A 15,140-nucleotide genomic window follows, 5' to 3' on the forward strand; every position below is an offset into this window, starting at 1 on the left:
ATCGATTTCTTATAACGGTTATAACTTTTTGTTAGAGGTGTGTACGATGGATTTGGAGGCAGTACGATCGTTTATCGAAGTGAAGCATACGCGAAGTTTATCAAAGGCAAGTAAGATTTTACATATATCTCAACCAGCGCTTAGTAAGCAAATTCAAAAGTTAGAAGCGGATTTAGAGGTTACTTTACTTAAACGTTCTGCGCAAGGAGTGGAGTTAACGGAGGCAGGAGAGTTATTTATAAAAAGAATGCTACCGATTTTGGAACAAATAAATGAAGCAAAAACAGAAATGAGGGGGTATCAAGAGAACCGAAAGTTTTCAATTGGTATACTACCGAGTTTAGCAGAACATTATATATTAGAATGTAAAGATGTATTAGGTGATGAGTTCGAAGTAGAGTGGCAAATCGGACATACGGAAGTATTAAGAGATTTATTTAAAGCGCGGGAGATTGAAGCGATGTTCATCGATTCAGTAGTAGAAGGTGCTACGTATATAAAAGAAGTGCAACAAGAGAAAATTGTTTGTGCCGTTTCAAATAATCATCCGTATAAAGAGAAGAAAGTCATTCAAATAGAAGAGCTGCAAAATGAAAAATTAATTGTATATCCAGAAATATGCGATGTAAGGAAAATGATTATGAACATGTTTCATGAGATAGATGTAAAACCAACTATAGCTGTGGAAACATCTTACGCAGAACCGATGCTTGCAATGGTAAAAGCTGGCCTTGGCATCACTTTACTTCCAGAAAGGGCAGTAGAGCAGTCTGTAAGGCAGGGAAATGTACATGGAATTTCTGTTGAACCACCACTCATGCGGAAAATTTATTTCGTATCTCATACGAAAGATTGTTTGTTATTACAATCATTTGAGGATAGGTAGTGAGGTAGGCGGAATATTGAGAAAGATTACAATCGCATTGAAAGAAACATGAAATTTTAAAAAAAACTAGGTCAAAAACAAGCCATTACATGGTATGATTAGTACATTGTTAGTTGTTAAATATAGGGGAATTCCCTTTTTATACATAATGCCTTCCATTTCATAAACGGAACGGACAAAAAAAGAGATATAACTAGGAGGCTTTTTTGCATGGATTCTATCCTGACGATCGTTATCATTGTAGTAAGCTCTATTCTAGTGCTGCTCATGATAGAGCTTGTGATAAGAAATCGTTCATATAAAGATATTGAAGCACTGGAGCAGTGGAAACAAGAGATAAAAGATAAACCTGTGGCAGATGAACTAAAACGGGTAAAAGATTTAAACATGACGGGTCAAACAGAAGAACTGTTTGGTAAATGGCGTGAAGAATGGGATGAAATTGTATCAACAACCCTTCCGAAAGCTGACAAAGATTTAGCGCAAGCGCGAAAATTCGCCTCGCAATTCTCCTTCCGAAAAGCAAAGCATGCGATGAACGAATCCATAAGTGGTTTAGATGACGCTGATAATCGTATTACAGGTGTTTTAAATGAATTACAGCAATTGTTAGAAAGCCATGAGAAAAATAGCTCGGAAATTGAAGGGTTACGTGATACATATCGTAGTATGAAAAAGAGTGTTCTTGCTCATAGACATATGTATGGAGCAGCAGAGCAGAAAATCGAAGAGATGCTAGACGCTGAATCTAATAAATTTAAAAGCTTTGAAGAAGCAACAGATAATGGTGACTACTTAAAAGCGAGAGAAATTGTTATTAGTTTAGAAGAAGGTTTAGCAAGTTTAGAAATCATTATTCACCAAATTCCAGATTTATTAGTAGAGTGTCAAGCGACGCTACCAGTTCAACTGGAAGATTTATTACAGGGTCATAATGATATGGTAAGACAAGGTTATGTATTAGAGTATTTGGAAATCCCTAAAGAAGTTCGTGATATGACGACACAACTAAACACATGTTTAATGGATATACAGGAGCTTCATATAACAGAAGCGGCTGAAAAAGTGGAAGACTTAAAAACTCGTTTAGATGGTTTCTATGATCAACTTGAGCAAGAGGTGCATGCGAGACATTATGTGGAGCAAAAAACACTTTCTGTTTATGAAGACTTAGAAGAAATACGTATCGAAACGATTGAAACGAAAACAGAAACACAACTTGTGAAACAAAGCTATCAATTGCAAGATAAGGATATTGAATCTCAAAAAGTAATTGAAAAGCAAATGCACATTTTAACGAAACGTTTTGAAATGCTACAATTACGCGTTGCTGAACAAGATATTGCCTTCTCTATTATTCGTGAGGAACTAGAAGAGGTTTATGAGCAATGTGAAACGTTAAAAGTACTTCATGCAGAATATAAAGAAATGCTGCAAACGATGCGTAAAGAAGAATTTGAAGCGCGTGAGAAGTTACAAGAAATGCGAAATACTATTTTCGAAACGAAACGCTTTATGCAAAAGTCTAATTTGCCAGGTCTCCCAGAGAGTATTATGGAAGATTTAAAAAGAGGGCAAATGGCAATGCAAGCTGTATATGAACAATTAGAAGTGAAGCCGTTAAATATGAACGCTGTAAATAGCAGTTTAGAAGAAGCATACACAACTGTGAACGGTGTAGCTGAAATGACAGAAGAGTTAATTGGACAAGCGTATTTAGTTGAAAAATTAATTCAATACGGTAACCGTTACCGCAGTCATGATGAAAGCCTTGCAGAAAGCTTAAATTATGCGGAGAAATTATTCCGTGAATATCAATACGATGCAGCTTTAGAACAAGCCGCTTCTGTACTAGAGCAACTTGAACCTGGTGTTGTTCAAAAAATAGCTGAATATGTAGACAATGAACAAACCCTTTCATAAAAGGGTTTGTTTTTTTGTGTAATTTTGCAGGTGATGTTGCTATAATGAATAGCGGAATACAGTAAGGTTATTCGTTTCAAAATAAAGTGAAACTGTAATCAGTGGGGGTATCTCACTAATTATTATTATTCACTAATCGGGATAAAACGGAACCTTTGCGTAGTCTTAGCGTAATGACACGTATTTATGATATGATTATATGATGTGATAGCGCTGAAAGGGGAAGAACGATGATCTATTTTGATAATAGTGCGACGACGAAGCCATATCCAGAAGCTCTTCAATCGTACGTGACGGTTGCTGGGAAATATTTTGGTAATCCTTCTTCTATTCATTCGCTTGGAGGAGAGGCAGAGCGTCTATTAACACAATCAAGAACGATTGCAGCGCAGCTTCTTCACGTTAAACCTTCTGAAATTATTTTCACATCAGGTGGAACGGAAGGGAACAACCTTGCGATTAAAGGGATAGCGATGAGGAATCGTTCGCGCGGCAAACATATCATTACAACAAATATTGAACACGCGTCTGTGTTTGAGGCATATAAGCAATTAGAAGAACTCGGATTTGATGTAACATATTTACCGGTTAACGAGCACGGTGTCGTATCGGTAGAGGATGTAAAACGAGCACTTCGTGAAGATACGATTCTTGTGTCAATTATTCATGTGAACAACGAAACTGGAGCAATTCAGCCCGTTGCTGAAATTGGAACATTATTATCGAATCATCCGAAAATAAGATTCCATGTAGATCATGTACAAGGGATAGGAAAAGTACCGCTTGATTTATATGCTTCTCATATTGATCTTTGCTCAATATCTGGACATAAATTCCACAGTGTAAAAGGAACGGGTCTTCTTTATATACGTGATGGTGTAAGATTAGATCCGATTTTATCAGGTGGTCAACAAGAGCTTAAGTATCGCTCTGGTACAGAGAATTTACCTGGCATTGTAGCGATGGTGAAAGCTCTTCGCATGACAATGGAACAAGTGAAAGAAAAGGTAGCTCATTTGCAAAGTTTACAAGCAGAGCTTGTCAGCTTCTTTAAAGAGATGGAAGATGTGACAATTAATACATCGCTTGCATATGCAGCACCGCACATTTTAAATGTATCATTTGTTGGTTTAAAACCAGAAGTAGTCGTTCATGCTTTAGAAGAGCACGGTGTATATGTATCGACGAAGTCTGCTTGTTCTTCAAAAGCAAATGAAGTGAGCAGAGTGTTAGTGTCAATGGGAGTGCCGCATGCAGCAGCTGCAAGTGCTATTCGTATTAGTTTGGCACCAGACAACACGATGGAAGAAGTAAAACAATTTGAAGGTATTGTAAAAGAGACAATGCCAAAATTATATGAAGTGATGAGGTAAAGAAATATGATGACATATGAATATATTTTAGTGCGTTACGGAGAAATGACGACAAAAGGTAAAAACCGTTCTAAATTTGTAAGCACATTAAAAGATAACGTGAAGTTCAAACTGAAAAAGTTCCCAAATATTAAAATTGATGCAACGCATGACCGTATGTACATCCAGTTAAATGGTGAAGATCATGAAGCAATCTCTGAAAGATTGAAAGACGTATTTGGTATTCATAAGTTTAACTTAGCGATGAAAGTACCATCAGAATTAGAAGACATTAAAAAAGGTGCATTAGCAGCGTTCTTACAAGTAAAAGATGATGTGAAAACATTTAAAATTACAGTGCACCGTTCTGATAAGCGCTTCCCAATGAAGACGATGGAGTTACTTCCAGAAATCGGTGGGCACATTTTAGAAAATACAGAGGATATCACAGTAGACGTCCATAATCCAGATGTGAATGTACGTGTAGAAATTCGCAGTGGTTACAGCTATATTATGTGTGGTGAGCACATGGGAGCTGGCGGTTTACCAGTTGGCGTTGGCGGAAAAGTAATGGTACTTCTTTCTGGTGGTATTGATAGCCCAGTAGCAGCGTACTTAACGATGAAACGCGGCGTATCTGTGGAAGCAGTTCACTTCCATAGCCCACCTTTCACAAGTGAGCGTGCAAAACAAAAAGTAATCGATTTAGCACAAGAGTTAACGAAATACTGTAAACGTGTAACGCTTCACCTTATTCCGTTTACAGAAGTGCAAAAAACGATTAATAAAGAAATCCCATCTAGCTATTCAATGACGGTTATGCGCCGTATGATGATGCGTATTACAGAGCAGATTGCTGAGGAGCGTAATGCACTTGCAATCACAACTGGTGAAAGTCTTGGACAAGTAGCAAGCCAAACATTAGATAGTATGCATACGATTAACGAAGTAACAAACTACCCAGTTATTCGTCCGCTTATTACGATGGATAAATTAGAAATTATTAAAATTGCTGAAGAAATCGGCACGTATGATATTTCAATTCGTCCATACGAAGATTGCTGTACAGTATTCACACCAGCTAGCCCGGCGACGAAGCCGAAGCGTGAAAAAGCAAATCGATTTGAAGCGAAATACGATTTCACACCGTTAATCGAACAAGCTGTAGCGAACAAAGAAACAATGGTATTACAAACAGTTGAAGTAGTGGCGGAAGAAGAAAAATTCGAAGAACTTTTCTAAAACCATAAATTACCATATCTAAAATGTGTATGAAGTCATGTTATTTATCACACTCTATACTCACAAGGAGGTGATATAACATGGCACGTAGCACAAATAAATTAGCGGTTCCTGGTGCTGAATCAGCATTAGACCAAATGAAATACGAAATCGCTCAAGAGTTTGGTGTTCAACTTGGAGCGGATGCAACATCTCGCGCTAACGGTTCTGTTGGTGGCGAAATTACAAAACGTCTAGTTTCACTAGCTGAGCAACAATTAGGCGGTTTCCAAAAATAATCCCATATACGATGGCTTAGAAAGGGCGGGTTTTCCCGCTCTTTCTTTTTGTTGTTCAAATTAGTATAAATTCATTTCGACAAAAGCATAAAAAAATTGTCAAAAGAAGAGGGTTCAAAATTTACTGAAAATTCTTTATTATATAAGGGAGGCATAAAGAAAAAGGAGGATGTTTATGAAGAGAGAGGAATTGTTGGCACCACCATCTTATAATTTAGTTTCAGAAATAGAGAAATATACAGACGATAAAGAGAAGCTTGCTTTAATTTGGCAAGATGATAAAGGGAATAGACGAGAAGTTACATATTTTGAATTAATGCAAGGTGCAAATAAAATTGGAAACGCTTTTATAAAAAGTGGCTTACAAAAAGGGGACAAGCTCCTTATTATGATGCCGCGCTTAATTGAAGCATACATGACGTATATCGCTGCGATTAAAGCAGGATTTGTTGTAATTCCGAGTTCGGAAATGTTGCGTAAAAAAGATATCGAATATCGAATTGGACATGGCGAAGTAAAAGCGATAGTAAGCTATGAGCCGTACATTGGACAGTTTGATGATATAGAAGCAATGGAATCTCTTCAAAAATTCGTCCTGAGCGAGCAGTCAGTAGACGGATGGATCAATTTAAAAACAGCATTAGAAACAGAAAGTGACATGTTAGAAATGGCGAAAACAGATAAAGAAGATATGGTCTTTTTATCTTACACGTCAGGGACGACAGGAAACCCGAAAGGTGTCGTTCATACGCACGCGTGGGCATACGCTCATTTACGTACAAGCGCCCCAAATTGGCTCGGAATTGAAGAGAATGATGTTGTATGGGCAACGGCTAGTCCAGGGTGGCAAAAGTGGATTTGGAGCCCGTTTTTAGCAACTCTCGGTTCAGGGGCAACAGGATTTGTATACAACGGTAAGTTTGAACCGAAAACGTATTTAAATTTATTAGGCGATAATAAGGTGAATGTGCTTTGTTGTACACCGACTGAGTATAGATTAATGGCAAAGGTAGAAGATTTAAGCGAGTACAATTTAGAGGCGTTACATAGCGCTGTATCCGCAGGTGAGCCGTTAAATAGAGAAGTCATTGGAACATTCCAAAAGCACTTTGATATTACAGTAAGAGACGGCTATGGGCAAACGGAAAATACACTACTTGTTGGTGTAATGAAAGGGATGGATATTAGACCAGGATCAATGGGGAAACCAACGCCAGGTAACCACGTCGATATCGTAAATGAGGAAGGTATTCCAGTTAAAGTAGGCGAAGTTGGTGATATTGCAGTTCACATTGAAACGCCGGCACTCTTTAAACAATATTATAAAGACGATGAGCGTACAGCGATGCAATTCCGCGGTGATTATTATATTACAGGTGATAAAGCGAAGAAAGATGAAGACGGCTACTTCTGGTTTGAAGGGCGCGGTGATGATATCATTATTAGCTCTGGTTATACAATCGGGCCGTTTGAAGTAGAGGATGCGCTTGTAAAACATCCTTACGTAAGAGAATGTGCGGTTGTCGCAAGTCCTGATGAAATTCGCGGAAGTGTCGTGAAGGCATTTATCGTATTAAGAGAGAATATAGAAAAGAACGAAGAAACATTAATTCCAACACTCCAACAACACGTCAAAGAACTCACTGCACCATATAAATACCCTCGCAAAATTGAATTTGTAGATGAACTACCAAAAACGATTTCTGGAAAAATTCGCCGTATTGAACTTAGAAAACAAGAGATGGAGATTCCGTCAAAATAATTTTGAAAACAGTGAAGTAAATAGTTGAATGAAATGTAAAACAATGATAATATAAAAACGAACACAAGTTCGATTTTATAAACTTAAAAAAGAGGTGTCCGTATGATTTTAGGTATTAATCCGTACTTAGTTTTAGATGGTAGTGGGCAAGAAGCTGTACAGTTTTATAAAGAGGCTTTAGATGCAAAAGTAGAAGTCATGCAAACTTTTGGTGACATGCCTGAAAATCCAGAATACCCGATTCCAGCTGAAGCGAAAGAGCGCGTTTTACACGCTACTTTAAAAGTTGGTAATACGGATCTTATGATTTCTGATACATTCCCAGGTCAAGGGCATGCAATCGGATCTCAAGTAACAATCGCAATTCAAATTAGTAATGCAGAAAAAGCAAAAGAAGTATTCGATAAGTTACAAGAAGGTGGAGAAGTTATCATGCCACTTCAAGAAACATTCTGGAGCCCAGCATACGGACAAGTAAAAGATAAATTTAATATTGAATGGCAAGTTACAACGTCTACTACTGAACAAAAGTAATTTTTAGAAAAGCACCATGTTTTGAAATGGTGCTTTTTTCTATACAATAAAGTAGAGGAGATGAAATATATGGGAGAAATTTGGTACGGCGGCACTATTTACACGATGAAGGAAGAAACTGAAACAGCGGATGCGATTTACGTTGAAAACGGCATAATCGTTGATATTGGGAGTAAAGAAGAGCTAGAAGTCCAATATTCGGTAGGGAAATTGTATGATTTAGAAGGAAAAACAATGATTCCAGGTCTCGTTGATAGTCATATGCATCTTATTGGGCATGGAGAGAGATTACTCCGTCTAGATTTATCAAATTGTACATCTTATGGTGAAGTGCTTACTCTTGTTCAGAAGCGAGTGGAAGAAGCTCCAAAGGGATCTTGGATTATTGGAGAAGGATGGAATGAAAATAACTTTACAGATACGAAAGATGTTCACGCGCGTGATTTAGATGAAATTTCGAAAGAACACCCCATTTTATTAAAGCGAGTTTGTCGTCACGTTACATGGGTGAATTCATACATATTGCAAGAAGCGAACATAACAGAAGCGACGCAAAATCCAAAAGGCGGGAAAATCGGTAGAGATTCATCAAATAAGTTAACAGGACTTTTATATGAACAAGGACAAGAATTAATTAAACATGTTCAGCCTGAAATTGATGAAGCGTATTTACAAAGAGCTTTGCAAACAGCGATTAAAGATTGCTGGAAATACGGACTTGTAGGCGGGCATACGGAAGATTTAAATTACTACGGTGGTTTTAGAAAAACATATAATGCGTTTTCTCAAGTTATAAAAGAAATGCCATTTAAAGCACATTTGCTCGTTCACCATGAAGTAGCACATGAACGAAAAGAATATGAAAATGAACATTATATTGAATTTGGGGCAATGAAAATTTTTTCTGACGGTTCTTTTGGAGGAAGAACAGCATTATTAAGTGAACCGTATGAAGATGCAAAGGAAACGGATGGGGTTGCAATTTTCTCGCGTGAAGAACTTGCAGAATTAGTGAAGAAAGCACGAGACTTACATATGCCAGTTGCGATTCATACTATCGGTGACTTGTCGCTTGAATATGTTATTGATGCACTCGAATTATATCCACCAGCAGAAGGGTTACGTGACCGTATTATTCATTGTCAGCTTGCTCGTGAAGAGTTGATAGAAAGAATGAAAAACTTGCAAGCCATTATCGATATACAGCCAGTCTTTCTTTCATCAGATTTTCCATCAGTCATTGAAAAACTGGGAGAACACCGTCTTCGTTATGCGTATGCTTGGAAGACATTACTGGAAGCAGGACTACATTGTAATGGTGGCTCAGATGCTCCTATTGAACAAGTAAATCCGTTTCTAGGCATATATAGCGCTGTTACACGTAGAAGTTTTATTGACGGTGTATGCTATATGCCTGAGGAAAGATTAACGGTATATGAGGCTGTTTCTTTATTTACAACAGGAAGTGCCTATGCAATCGGAAAAGAAGCGAAACGAGGGCAAATTACAAAAGGATATGAAGCAGACTTTACAATATTAGACCGCAATATTTTTGAAATTGAGGCAGAAGAAATAAAAGAAGTACAAGCAGAAATGACCGTAATAGATGGCCGAGTTGTCTATAGAAAAGATGTGTAAAAATATATCAGCGATTATTAAAATATATCGACTTACCGACAAAAACTGACAAGAATAACGGCCGGATAGTAAGAGATTATTGTTCGCGTCAATCGGGGTAAATAAATAACCGCAGAATTATGGAATTCCATAATTCTGCGGTTATTTTAATCCTATAAAAACGTTCTCTGTACTTTTTCCCAGAACGAATTATTTTTTAATTTAACTGTTTTAATTTGTTTATCGCTTAAGCGTACAACAGCTTTTTCCACTTGTTTAATGCTAAGCGCTTCGTTATCCATGCCGATAACAGGATAATCGTTACCGTCTGGTCTTAGTTTTAAAGTTAATGTACGTTCGTGATTTAAAATGAACGGTGAACCGAGCGTACGGTAAGTGTTGTTGTTTAAAGATGCTAGTTCGCTTACTTGGAAACATGGAATAAGTGGGTCAACAACTGCACCATGCAATGATTTATTGTAAGCAGTACTTCCTGTTGGGGTAGAAACTACTAAACCGTCCCCTCTAAATGTTTCGAAATATAAATCATCAACGTGAACATCTACAACGAATGTTTTAATAATGCTAGAACGTAATGAGAACTCATTTAAACAATGGAAAGATGTACTGTGATCTACATCTACCTGAATTGTTGGATATTTTCGCACTTCAATTTCATTTTTTGTAATTTCTTGAAGGGCTGTATCAATGTGATCAATGTGAAAATCGCAGTAGAACGAAGTTTCATCTTTCGTAGAAATCCCTGCGTATAAGCAATCTTCTCTAAAACCAGTTTTACGAACGGCTTGTAAGAAGGTTGCATCATCTCCAACACTGACGATAGCGTTTGCATTTTTTGGATGATCTAATATGGTAAATCCATTCTCTTCTAAAATACGATAGATTGGTTTCATTTTTTCAACGAGCGTTGCTTTGTCATCACCATAAAAGAAAAATAAATTGCGACGATCTGCCATTATGTATCCCTCCACTGCAGTTAAATTTTCTGTTTTTCGTGCTACATATCATTAGAGTCCGTTCCCTGATGATATGTTCAAATAATATATTTCGATACAAATTGTCAAAATACCTTTTTATTTTTAGAAAAATTTTTATATTCAATCTTATGGGACTCTGTTTAATGATGAATAAAGTTGTCGATAATGGGTACGGAGTGAAAGGATGATACGTATGAAGTGGCTCGTAATTGGAATAATAATTCTTCTCCTTTTTATTTTGCTTATACTATTGTCGAAAATATCGCTTAAGGTGACATTTTTATATTCAGAAATGGAAAAGCAATGTTTATTTCAAGTGAAAATATGGATGATTCGATATACATTTGATGTATTGGAAAGAATTGAAAAACAGCAGAAAAAAACAGGACAGAAAATCGAAAAAGCTGAAGAGGACGGCGGACTAGATAATAAAATTATGGCGCAACTTGACAGTATTGGGGAACTGATAAAAAGGCTTCAAAAAGTTCATACTATCGTTAAAGATTTTCTCAAACGAGTGAAAATCAATGGTTGGAAATGGCATACGCAAATTGGAGCAGGCGACGCAGCTAGTACTGGAATTGTCACTGGATATGCATGGGGGACAAAAGGAATGGCTGCTGGAGTTGTCGGACAATATATGCATATTGTCGATGTACCAGAATTTGAAATTACTCCTGTTTTTCAAGGGAAAGGATTTGCATCGAGATGCGAGTTAACAGCATCTTTTCGTATATTTCGTACTATAAAAACAGCGGTGAAATTGCTCATATTTATGAGGCAGCAAAAATCTGGTATGACAGAAAAATCTGTTCAAGCATAGGGGGGATATAGAATGGACCATCCAATTCAAGGTTTAATGACAACCGCAATGCAGCATTTAAAACAAATGACTGATGTAAATACAATTGTTGGTGACCCAATTAAAGCGGCAGATGGAAGTGTAATTCTTACTGTTTCGAAAGTAAGTTTCGGATTTGCTGCTGGTGGAAGTGAATTTGGTAGGATAGAACATTCAGGCCGTCATCCATTTGGCGGAGGAAGTGGAGGAGGAGTTTCTATTAATCCTGTTGCCTTTCTTGTTATAAATGGAGATGGTGTGAAAGTATTACATTTAGATAAGCAAACGCATGTCATCGATAAAATAATTGAATTAGCGCCACAAGCTGTTGATAAAGTGAAAGAAATGATGGATAAACGAAAAGAAGATGATCCTGAATTTCAAATTTAACGAATAAAGAAGCTAATCAATAGGTTAGCTTCTTTTATTTTTTTGTAAATAAAGCGATTTTATTTGCATTATCGATAGGGACAAACTATCATTTACATTGTACATATTTTGTTTAAATAAGGGAGGATTTTCAAGTGGCAAACGTAACTTTTAAAGGTAATCCAATGACTTTAGTTGGAACAGAAGTTAAAGTTGGCGATCAAGCGCCAAACTTCCAAGTATTAGCAAACGACTTATCTCCAGTAAGTTTAGAAACATACAAAGGCGAAGTAAAATTAATTAGTGTTGTACCTTCAATCGACACAGGTGTGTGTGATGCACAAACACGTCGTTTTAACCAAGATGCAGCAGGTATTGAAAACGCAAAAGTATTAACAATTAGCGCTGATTTACCATTCGCTCAAAAACGCTGGTGTGCAGCAAACGGTTTAGAAAATGTTGTAACACTTTCTGACCACCGTGACCTTTCATTCGGTGAAGCTTACGGCTTAGTAATGAAAGAACTTCGTTTACTTGCTCGTGCAGTATTCGTAGTAGATAGCAACGACAAAGTAGTTTACGTAGAATACGTAGGCGAAGGTACAAGCCATCCAAACTATGAAGCAGCATTAGAAGCAGCTAAATCTGCAAAGTAATGTGAAGGAAATGACCTCTTATAAAGAGGTCGTTTTTTCTCATATATCGCTGCGTCACGGTGCCGATATATGAGAAAAAACGTTATATCATATATAACTTGAGAGGGAGCTCTTTACAGGAGGTCGCTTTTTCTTTTTGGAAAAAATCACTTTGTGGTATGATATAAGTTATGTGTAAAAGAGAGAAGGAGGAATGTACGTGAGTCAGACAGTGGAAACATTATTTTCTATTTTTGATTCTTCTGCGGTAGTTTTACGTAAAGAATTAGATGTGACATATTTAGAGGCGCTTGTAGAAACAGGTGATAACTTGTTTGAGGGAGCGATTTTACAAGAGGAATTATCCGAATCAGCAATTGAAAGGCTGAATCGTGAATATAGTACGTTTAATGAAGAAACATATAAAGGTGAAGAAATTCGTAAAGCATTTCAGTTAGCCATCTTAAAAGGAATGAAAGAAGGCGTACAAGCGAATCATGAAATGACGCCTGATGCAGTTGGGATGTTCATGAGTTACTTATTCCATAAATTTATGCAAGGTCAAAACGAAATTACAGTTTTAGATCCTGCAATTGGAACAGGAAATTTAATGACTACAGTGTTTAATAGCGCCAAAGAAGGACTAACAATGAGTGGATTTGGTGTAGAAGTGGATGAAGTGCTAATTAAACTTGCTTTAGTAAATGCAAATTTACAAAAGCATGCAATCGAATTCTTCCATCAAGATGGACTAGCACCACTTTATATCGATCCAGTTGATGCAGTCGTTTCAGACTTACCGATTGGTTACTATCCAAACGAAATCGGTGCCAGTGAATATAAATTAAAAGCAGATGAAGGAATGTCGTATGCCCATCACTTATTTATTGAACAAAGTGTGAAGCATACGAAAGAGGGCGGGTACTTATTCTTCTTAGTACCAAACTTTATTTTTGAAAGTGAACAGGCACCAAAATTACATGCATTTATTAAAGAAACATGCTTTATTCAAGGGTTATTACAGCTACCTGTTTCCATGTTTAAAAACGAGAAAAATGCAAAAAGTATATTTGTTCTCCAAAAGAAAGGCTCTAATGTAACAATGCCAAAACAGGCGTTATTAGTGGAGTTGCCTAAATTCTCTAACATGAAGGCGATGGAGAACATTATGGATCAATTAAATACTTGGTTTGCAACACATAAATAAAGCTGGGTATATGTAACAGAGTTAGTGATTCATGTAGTACAGTTTTATATAATATGTCATATTTTTAAATATATACTAGATTTAACTGAATTTTTTTGAAATCTGTAATATATATTTTTTCTTGGTGTTACAATTTTTTCACTTGAAATATATGTCGGACGATGTTTAAATTAAAATCGTGAGTATAAAATTTGCTAATGATGAAACGTTTTCATATTTAGTAAATTTGATTAGATAAAATCGAGCGGTTTGTGGAAACATCCACACAACTACCAAGAGAAAAAGGGGCGAAAGACTAGATGTCAAAAATCATCGCGATTAACGCAGGAAGCTCTTCCTTAAAATTCCAATTATTTGAAATGCCAAGTGAAACAGTATTAACAAAAGGTTTAGTAGAACGTATCGGTTTAGAAGATAGTATCTTCACTATTACTGTAGATGGCGAAAAACAAAAAGAAATTACAAACATTCCAGATCACGCAGTAGCAGTTAATATGCTTCTTAAAAAATTAACTGAAAACGGAATCGTTAAATCTCTAGATGAGATTGGCGGTATCGGTCACCGTGTTGTTCACGGCGGCGAAAAATTTGCTGACTCTGTTTTAATTACTGATGAAGTATTAGCTGATATCGAAGAATTAAGCGATTTAGCACCACTTCATAACCCAGCAAACGTTGTTGGTATTAAAGCATTCCAAGAAGTATTACCAAACGTACCAGCAGTAGCAGTATTCGATACAGCATTCCACCAAACAATGCCGGAATCTGCATTCCTATACAGCTTACCATATGAGTACTATGAAAAATTCGGCATCCGTAAATACGGTTTCCACGGAACTTCTCATAAATATGTAACTGAGCGTGCGGCTGAATTATTAGGTCGTCCAATTGAAAGCTTAAGCTTACTTTCTTGTCACTTAGGTAACGGTGCAAGTATCGCAGCAGTAGAAGGCGGTAAATCTATCGATACTTCTATGGGCTTCACTCCACTTGCTGGTGTAACAATGGGTACACGTTCTGGTAACCTTGACCCTGCGTTAATTCCATACATCATGGAAAAAACAGGCCAAACAGTAGAAGAAGTAGTTAACGTATTAAACAAGAAGAGTGGTATGTTAGGTCTTACTGGTTACTCTAGTGACCTACGTGACATCATTGCGAAAGAAGAAGAAGGCGACCACCGTGCGAAAGTAGCACTTGATGTATTCGTAAGCCGTATCCACAAATACATCGGTTCTTACACAGCTCGTATGAAAGGTGTAGACGCAATCATCTTTACAGCTGGTGTAGGTGAGAACAGTGCAATTATTCGTGAGCGCGTATTAGAAGGCCTTGAGTACATGGGCGTATACTTCGATGTAAAACGTAATAACGTATTCGGTGAAGAAGCATTCATCAGCTTCCCACACTCTCCAGTAAAAATTATCGTAATTCCAACTGACGAAGAAGTTATGATTGCTCGTGACGTACTACGTCTTGGAGATATTGGTTAATAT

14 protein-coding genes are annotated in these 15,140 nt (G+C 37.0%); 13 read left to right on the plus strand and 1 reads right to left on the minus strand.

What is annotated here, in order from left to right; all coding sequences use genetic code 11:
• The first annotated feature begins 46 nt into the window (after window positions 1–46).
• The 8 genes from IBT51_RS16710 (at window position 47) to IBT51_RS16745 (ending at window position 9,615) form a co-directional block, all read left to right on the plus strand.
• Complete coding sequence (locus IBT51_RS16710) at window positions 47–886, plus strand: LysR family transcriptional regulator (protein ID WP_053563549.1); 840 nt, start codon at window positions 47–49, stop codon at window positions 884–886.
• 210 nt (window positions 887–1,096) lie between these two features.
• Window positions 1,097–2,809, plus strand: coding sequence for a septation ring formation regulator EzrA (gene ezrA, locus IBT51_RS16715; protein ID WP_000377317.1), 1,713 nt, complete (start codon window positions 1,097–1,099; stop codon window positions 2,807–2,809).
• Between the two features lie 230 nt (window positions 2,810–3,039).
• Window positions 3,040–4,182, plus strand: a complete 1,143-nt coding sequence (locus IBT51_RS16720; RefSeq protein ID WP_000638976.1) for a cysteine desulfurase family protein — start codon at window positions 3,040–3,042, stop codon at window positions 4,180–4,182.
• A 6-nt stretch (window positions 4,183–4,188) separates the two neighbouring features.
• Window positions 4,189–5,403 (plus strand): tRNA uracil 4-sulfurtransferase ThiI, encoded by a 1,215-nt coding sequence (gene thiI, locus IBT51_RS16725; RefSeq protein ID WP_000989275.1) that lies wholly within the window; start codon window positions 4,189–4,191, stop codon window positions 5,401–5,403.
• Between the two features lie 80 nt (window positions 5,404–5,483).
• Window positions 5,484–5,681: an alpha/beta-type small acid-soluble spore protein gene (locus tag IBT51_RS16730; RefSeq protein WP_000124490.1), complete on the plus strand. Its 198-nt coding sequence runs from the start codon at window positions 5,484–5,486 to the stop codon at window positions 5,679–5,681.
• 175 nt (window positions 5,682–5,856) lie between these two features.
• On the plus strand, window positions 5,857–7,443 hold the full coding sequence (mbcS, locus tag IBT51_RS16735) for an acyl-CoA synthetase MbcS (protein ID WP_098678530.1): 1,587 nt from the start codon (window positions 5,857–5,859) through the stop codon (window positions 7,441–7,443).
• Window positions 7,444–7,545: 102 nt separating this feature from the next.
• A complete protein-coding gene (locus IBT51_RS16740) occupies window positions 7,546–7,977 on the plus strand; it encodes a VOC family protein (RefSeq protein ID WP_000600350.1) in 432 nt (143 codons plus the stop codon).
• Between the two features lie 69 nt (window positions 7,978–8,046).
• On the plus strand, window positions 8,047–9,615 hold the full coding sequence (locus IBT51_RS16745) for an amidohydrolase (protein ID WP_200458488.1): 1,569 nt from the start codon (window positions 8,047–8,049) through the stop codon (window positions 9,613–9,615).
• A gap of 152 nt (window positions 9,616–9,767) precedes the next feature.
• On the opposite strand, the gene IBT51_RS16750 is transcribed toward IBT51_RS16745, so the two are convergent.
• Window positions 9,768–10,571, minus strand: a complete 804-nt coding sequence (locus tag IBT51_RS16750) for an NAD kinase (protein WP_200458489.1) — start codon at window positions 10,569–10,571, stop codon at window positions 9,768–9,770.
• Between the two features lie 205 nt (window positions 10,572–10,776).
• On the opposite strand from IBT51_RS16750, the gene IBT51_RS16755 reads away from it, so the two are divergent.
• The 5 genes from IBT51_RS16755 (at window position 10,777) to ackA (ending at window position 15,137) form a co-directional block, all read left to right on the plus strand.
• A complete protein-coding gene (locus tag IBT51_RS16755) occupies window positions 10,777–11,415 on the plus strand; it encodes a DUF2953 domain-containing protein (protein WP_002094156.1) in 639 nt (212 codons plus the stop codon).
• A 12-nt stretch (window positions 11,416–11,427) separates the two neighbouring features.
• Entirely contained in the window at window positions 11,428–11,823 is a 396-nt protein-coding gene (ytfJ, locus tag IBT51_RS16760; protein WP_200458490.1) for a GerW family sporulation protein, read from the plus strand.
• A gap of 134 nt (window positions 11,824–11,957) precedes the next feature.
• Entirely contained in the window at window positions 11,958–12,458 is a 501-nt protein-coding gene (gene tpx / locus IBT51_RS16765; protein ID WP_000024527.1) for a thiol peroxidase, read from the plus strand.
• A 199-nt stretch (window positions 12,459–12,657) separates the two neighbouring features.
• Window positions 12,658–13,644, plus strand: a complete 987-nt coding sequence (locus IBT51_RS16770) for a class I SAM-dependent methyltransferase (RefSeq protein WP_016512246.1) — start codon at window positions 12,658–12,660, stop codon at window positions 13,642–13,644.
• A 299-nt stretch (window positions 13,645–13,943) separates the two neighbouring features.
• On the plus strand, window positions 13,944–15,137 hold the full coding sequence (gene ackA, locus IBT51_RS16775; RefSeq protein ID WP_053563553.1) for an acetate kinase: 1,194 nt from the start codon (window positions 13,944–13,946) through the stop codon (window positions 15,135–15,137).
• Window positions 15,138–15,140: the final 3 nt, after the last annotated feature.

Origin of the sequence: Bacillus sp. S71, assembly GCF_016625265.1 — a bacterium.
Taxonomy (GTDB): domain Bacteria; phylum Bacillota; class Bacilli; order Bacillales; family Bacillaceae_G; genus Bacillus_A; species Bacillus_A cereus.

Coding starts and splice junctions, on each gene's coding strand:
- thiI (WP_000989275.1), top strand. CDS start 4,189: ATGATGACATATGAATATATTTTAGTGCGTTACGGAGAAATGACGACA.
- ackA (WP_053563553.1), top strand. CDS start 13,944: ATGTCAAAAATCATCGCGATTAACGCAGGAAGCTCTTCCTTAAAATTC.
- IBT51_RS16745 (WP_200458488.1), top strand. CDS start 8,047: ATGGGAGAAATTTGGTACGGCGGCACTATTTACACGATGAAGGAAGAA.
- IBT51_RS16740 (WP_000600350.1), top strand. CDS start 7,546: ATGATTTTAGGTATTAATCCGTACTTAGTTTTAGATGGTAGTGGGCAA.
- IBT51_RS16720 (WP_000638976.1), top strand. CDS start 3,040: ATGATCTATTTTGATAATAGTGCGACGACGAAGCCATATCCAGAAGCT.
- IBT51_RS16730 (WP_000124490.1), top strand. CDS start 5,484: ATGGCACGTAGCACAAATAAATTAGCGGTTCCTGGTGCTGAATCAGCA.
- IBT51_RS16755 (WP_002094156.1), top strand. CDS start 10,777: ATGATACGTATGAAGTGGCTCGTAATTGGAATAATAATTCTTCTCCTT.
- mbcS (WP_098678530.1), top strand. CDS start 5,857: ATGAAGAGAGAGGAATTGTTGGCACCACCATCTTATAATTTAGTTTCA.
- IBT51_RS16750 (WP_200458489.1), bottom strand. CDS start 10,571: ATGGCAGATCGTCGCAATTTATTTTTCTTTTATGGTGATGACAAAGCA.
- ytfJ (WP_200458490.1), top strand. CDS start 11,428: ATGGACCATCCAATTCAAGGTTTAATGACAACCGCAATGCAGCATTTA.
- ezrA (WP_000377317.1), top strand. CDS start 1,097: ATGGATTCTATCCTGACGATCGTTATCATTGTAGTAAGCTCTATTCTA.
- IBT51_RS16710 (WP_053563549.1), top strand. CDS start 47: ATGGATTTGGAGGCAGTACGATCGTTTATCGAAGTGAAGCATACGCGA.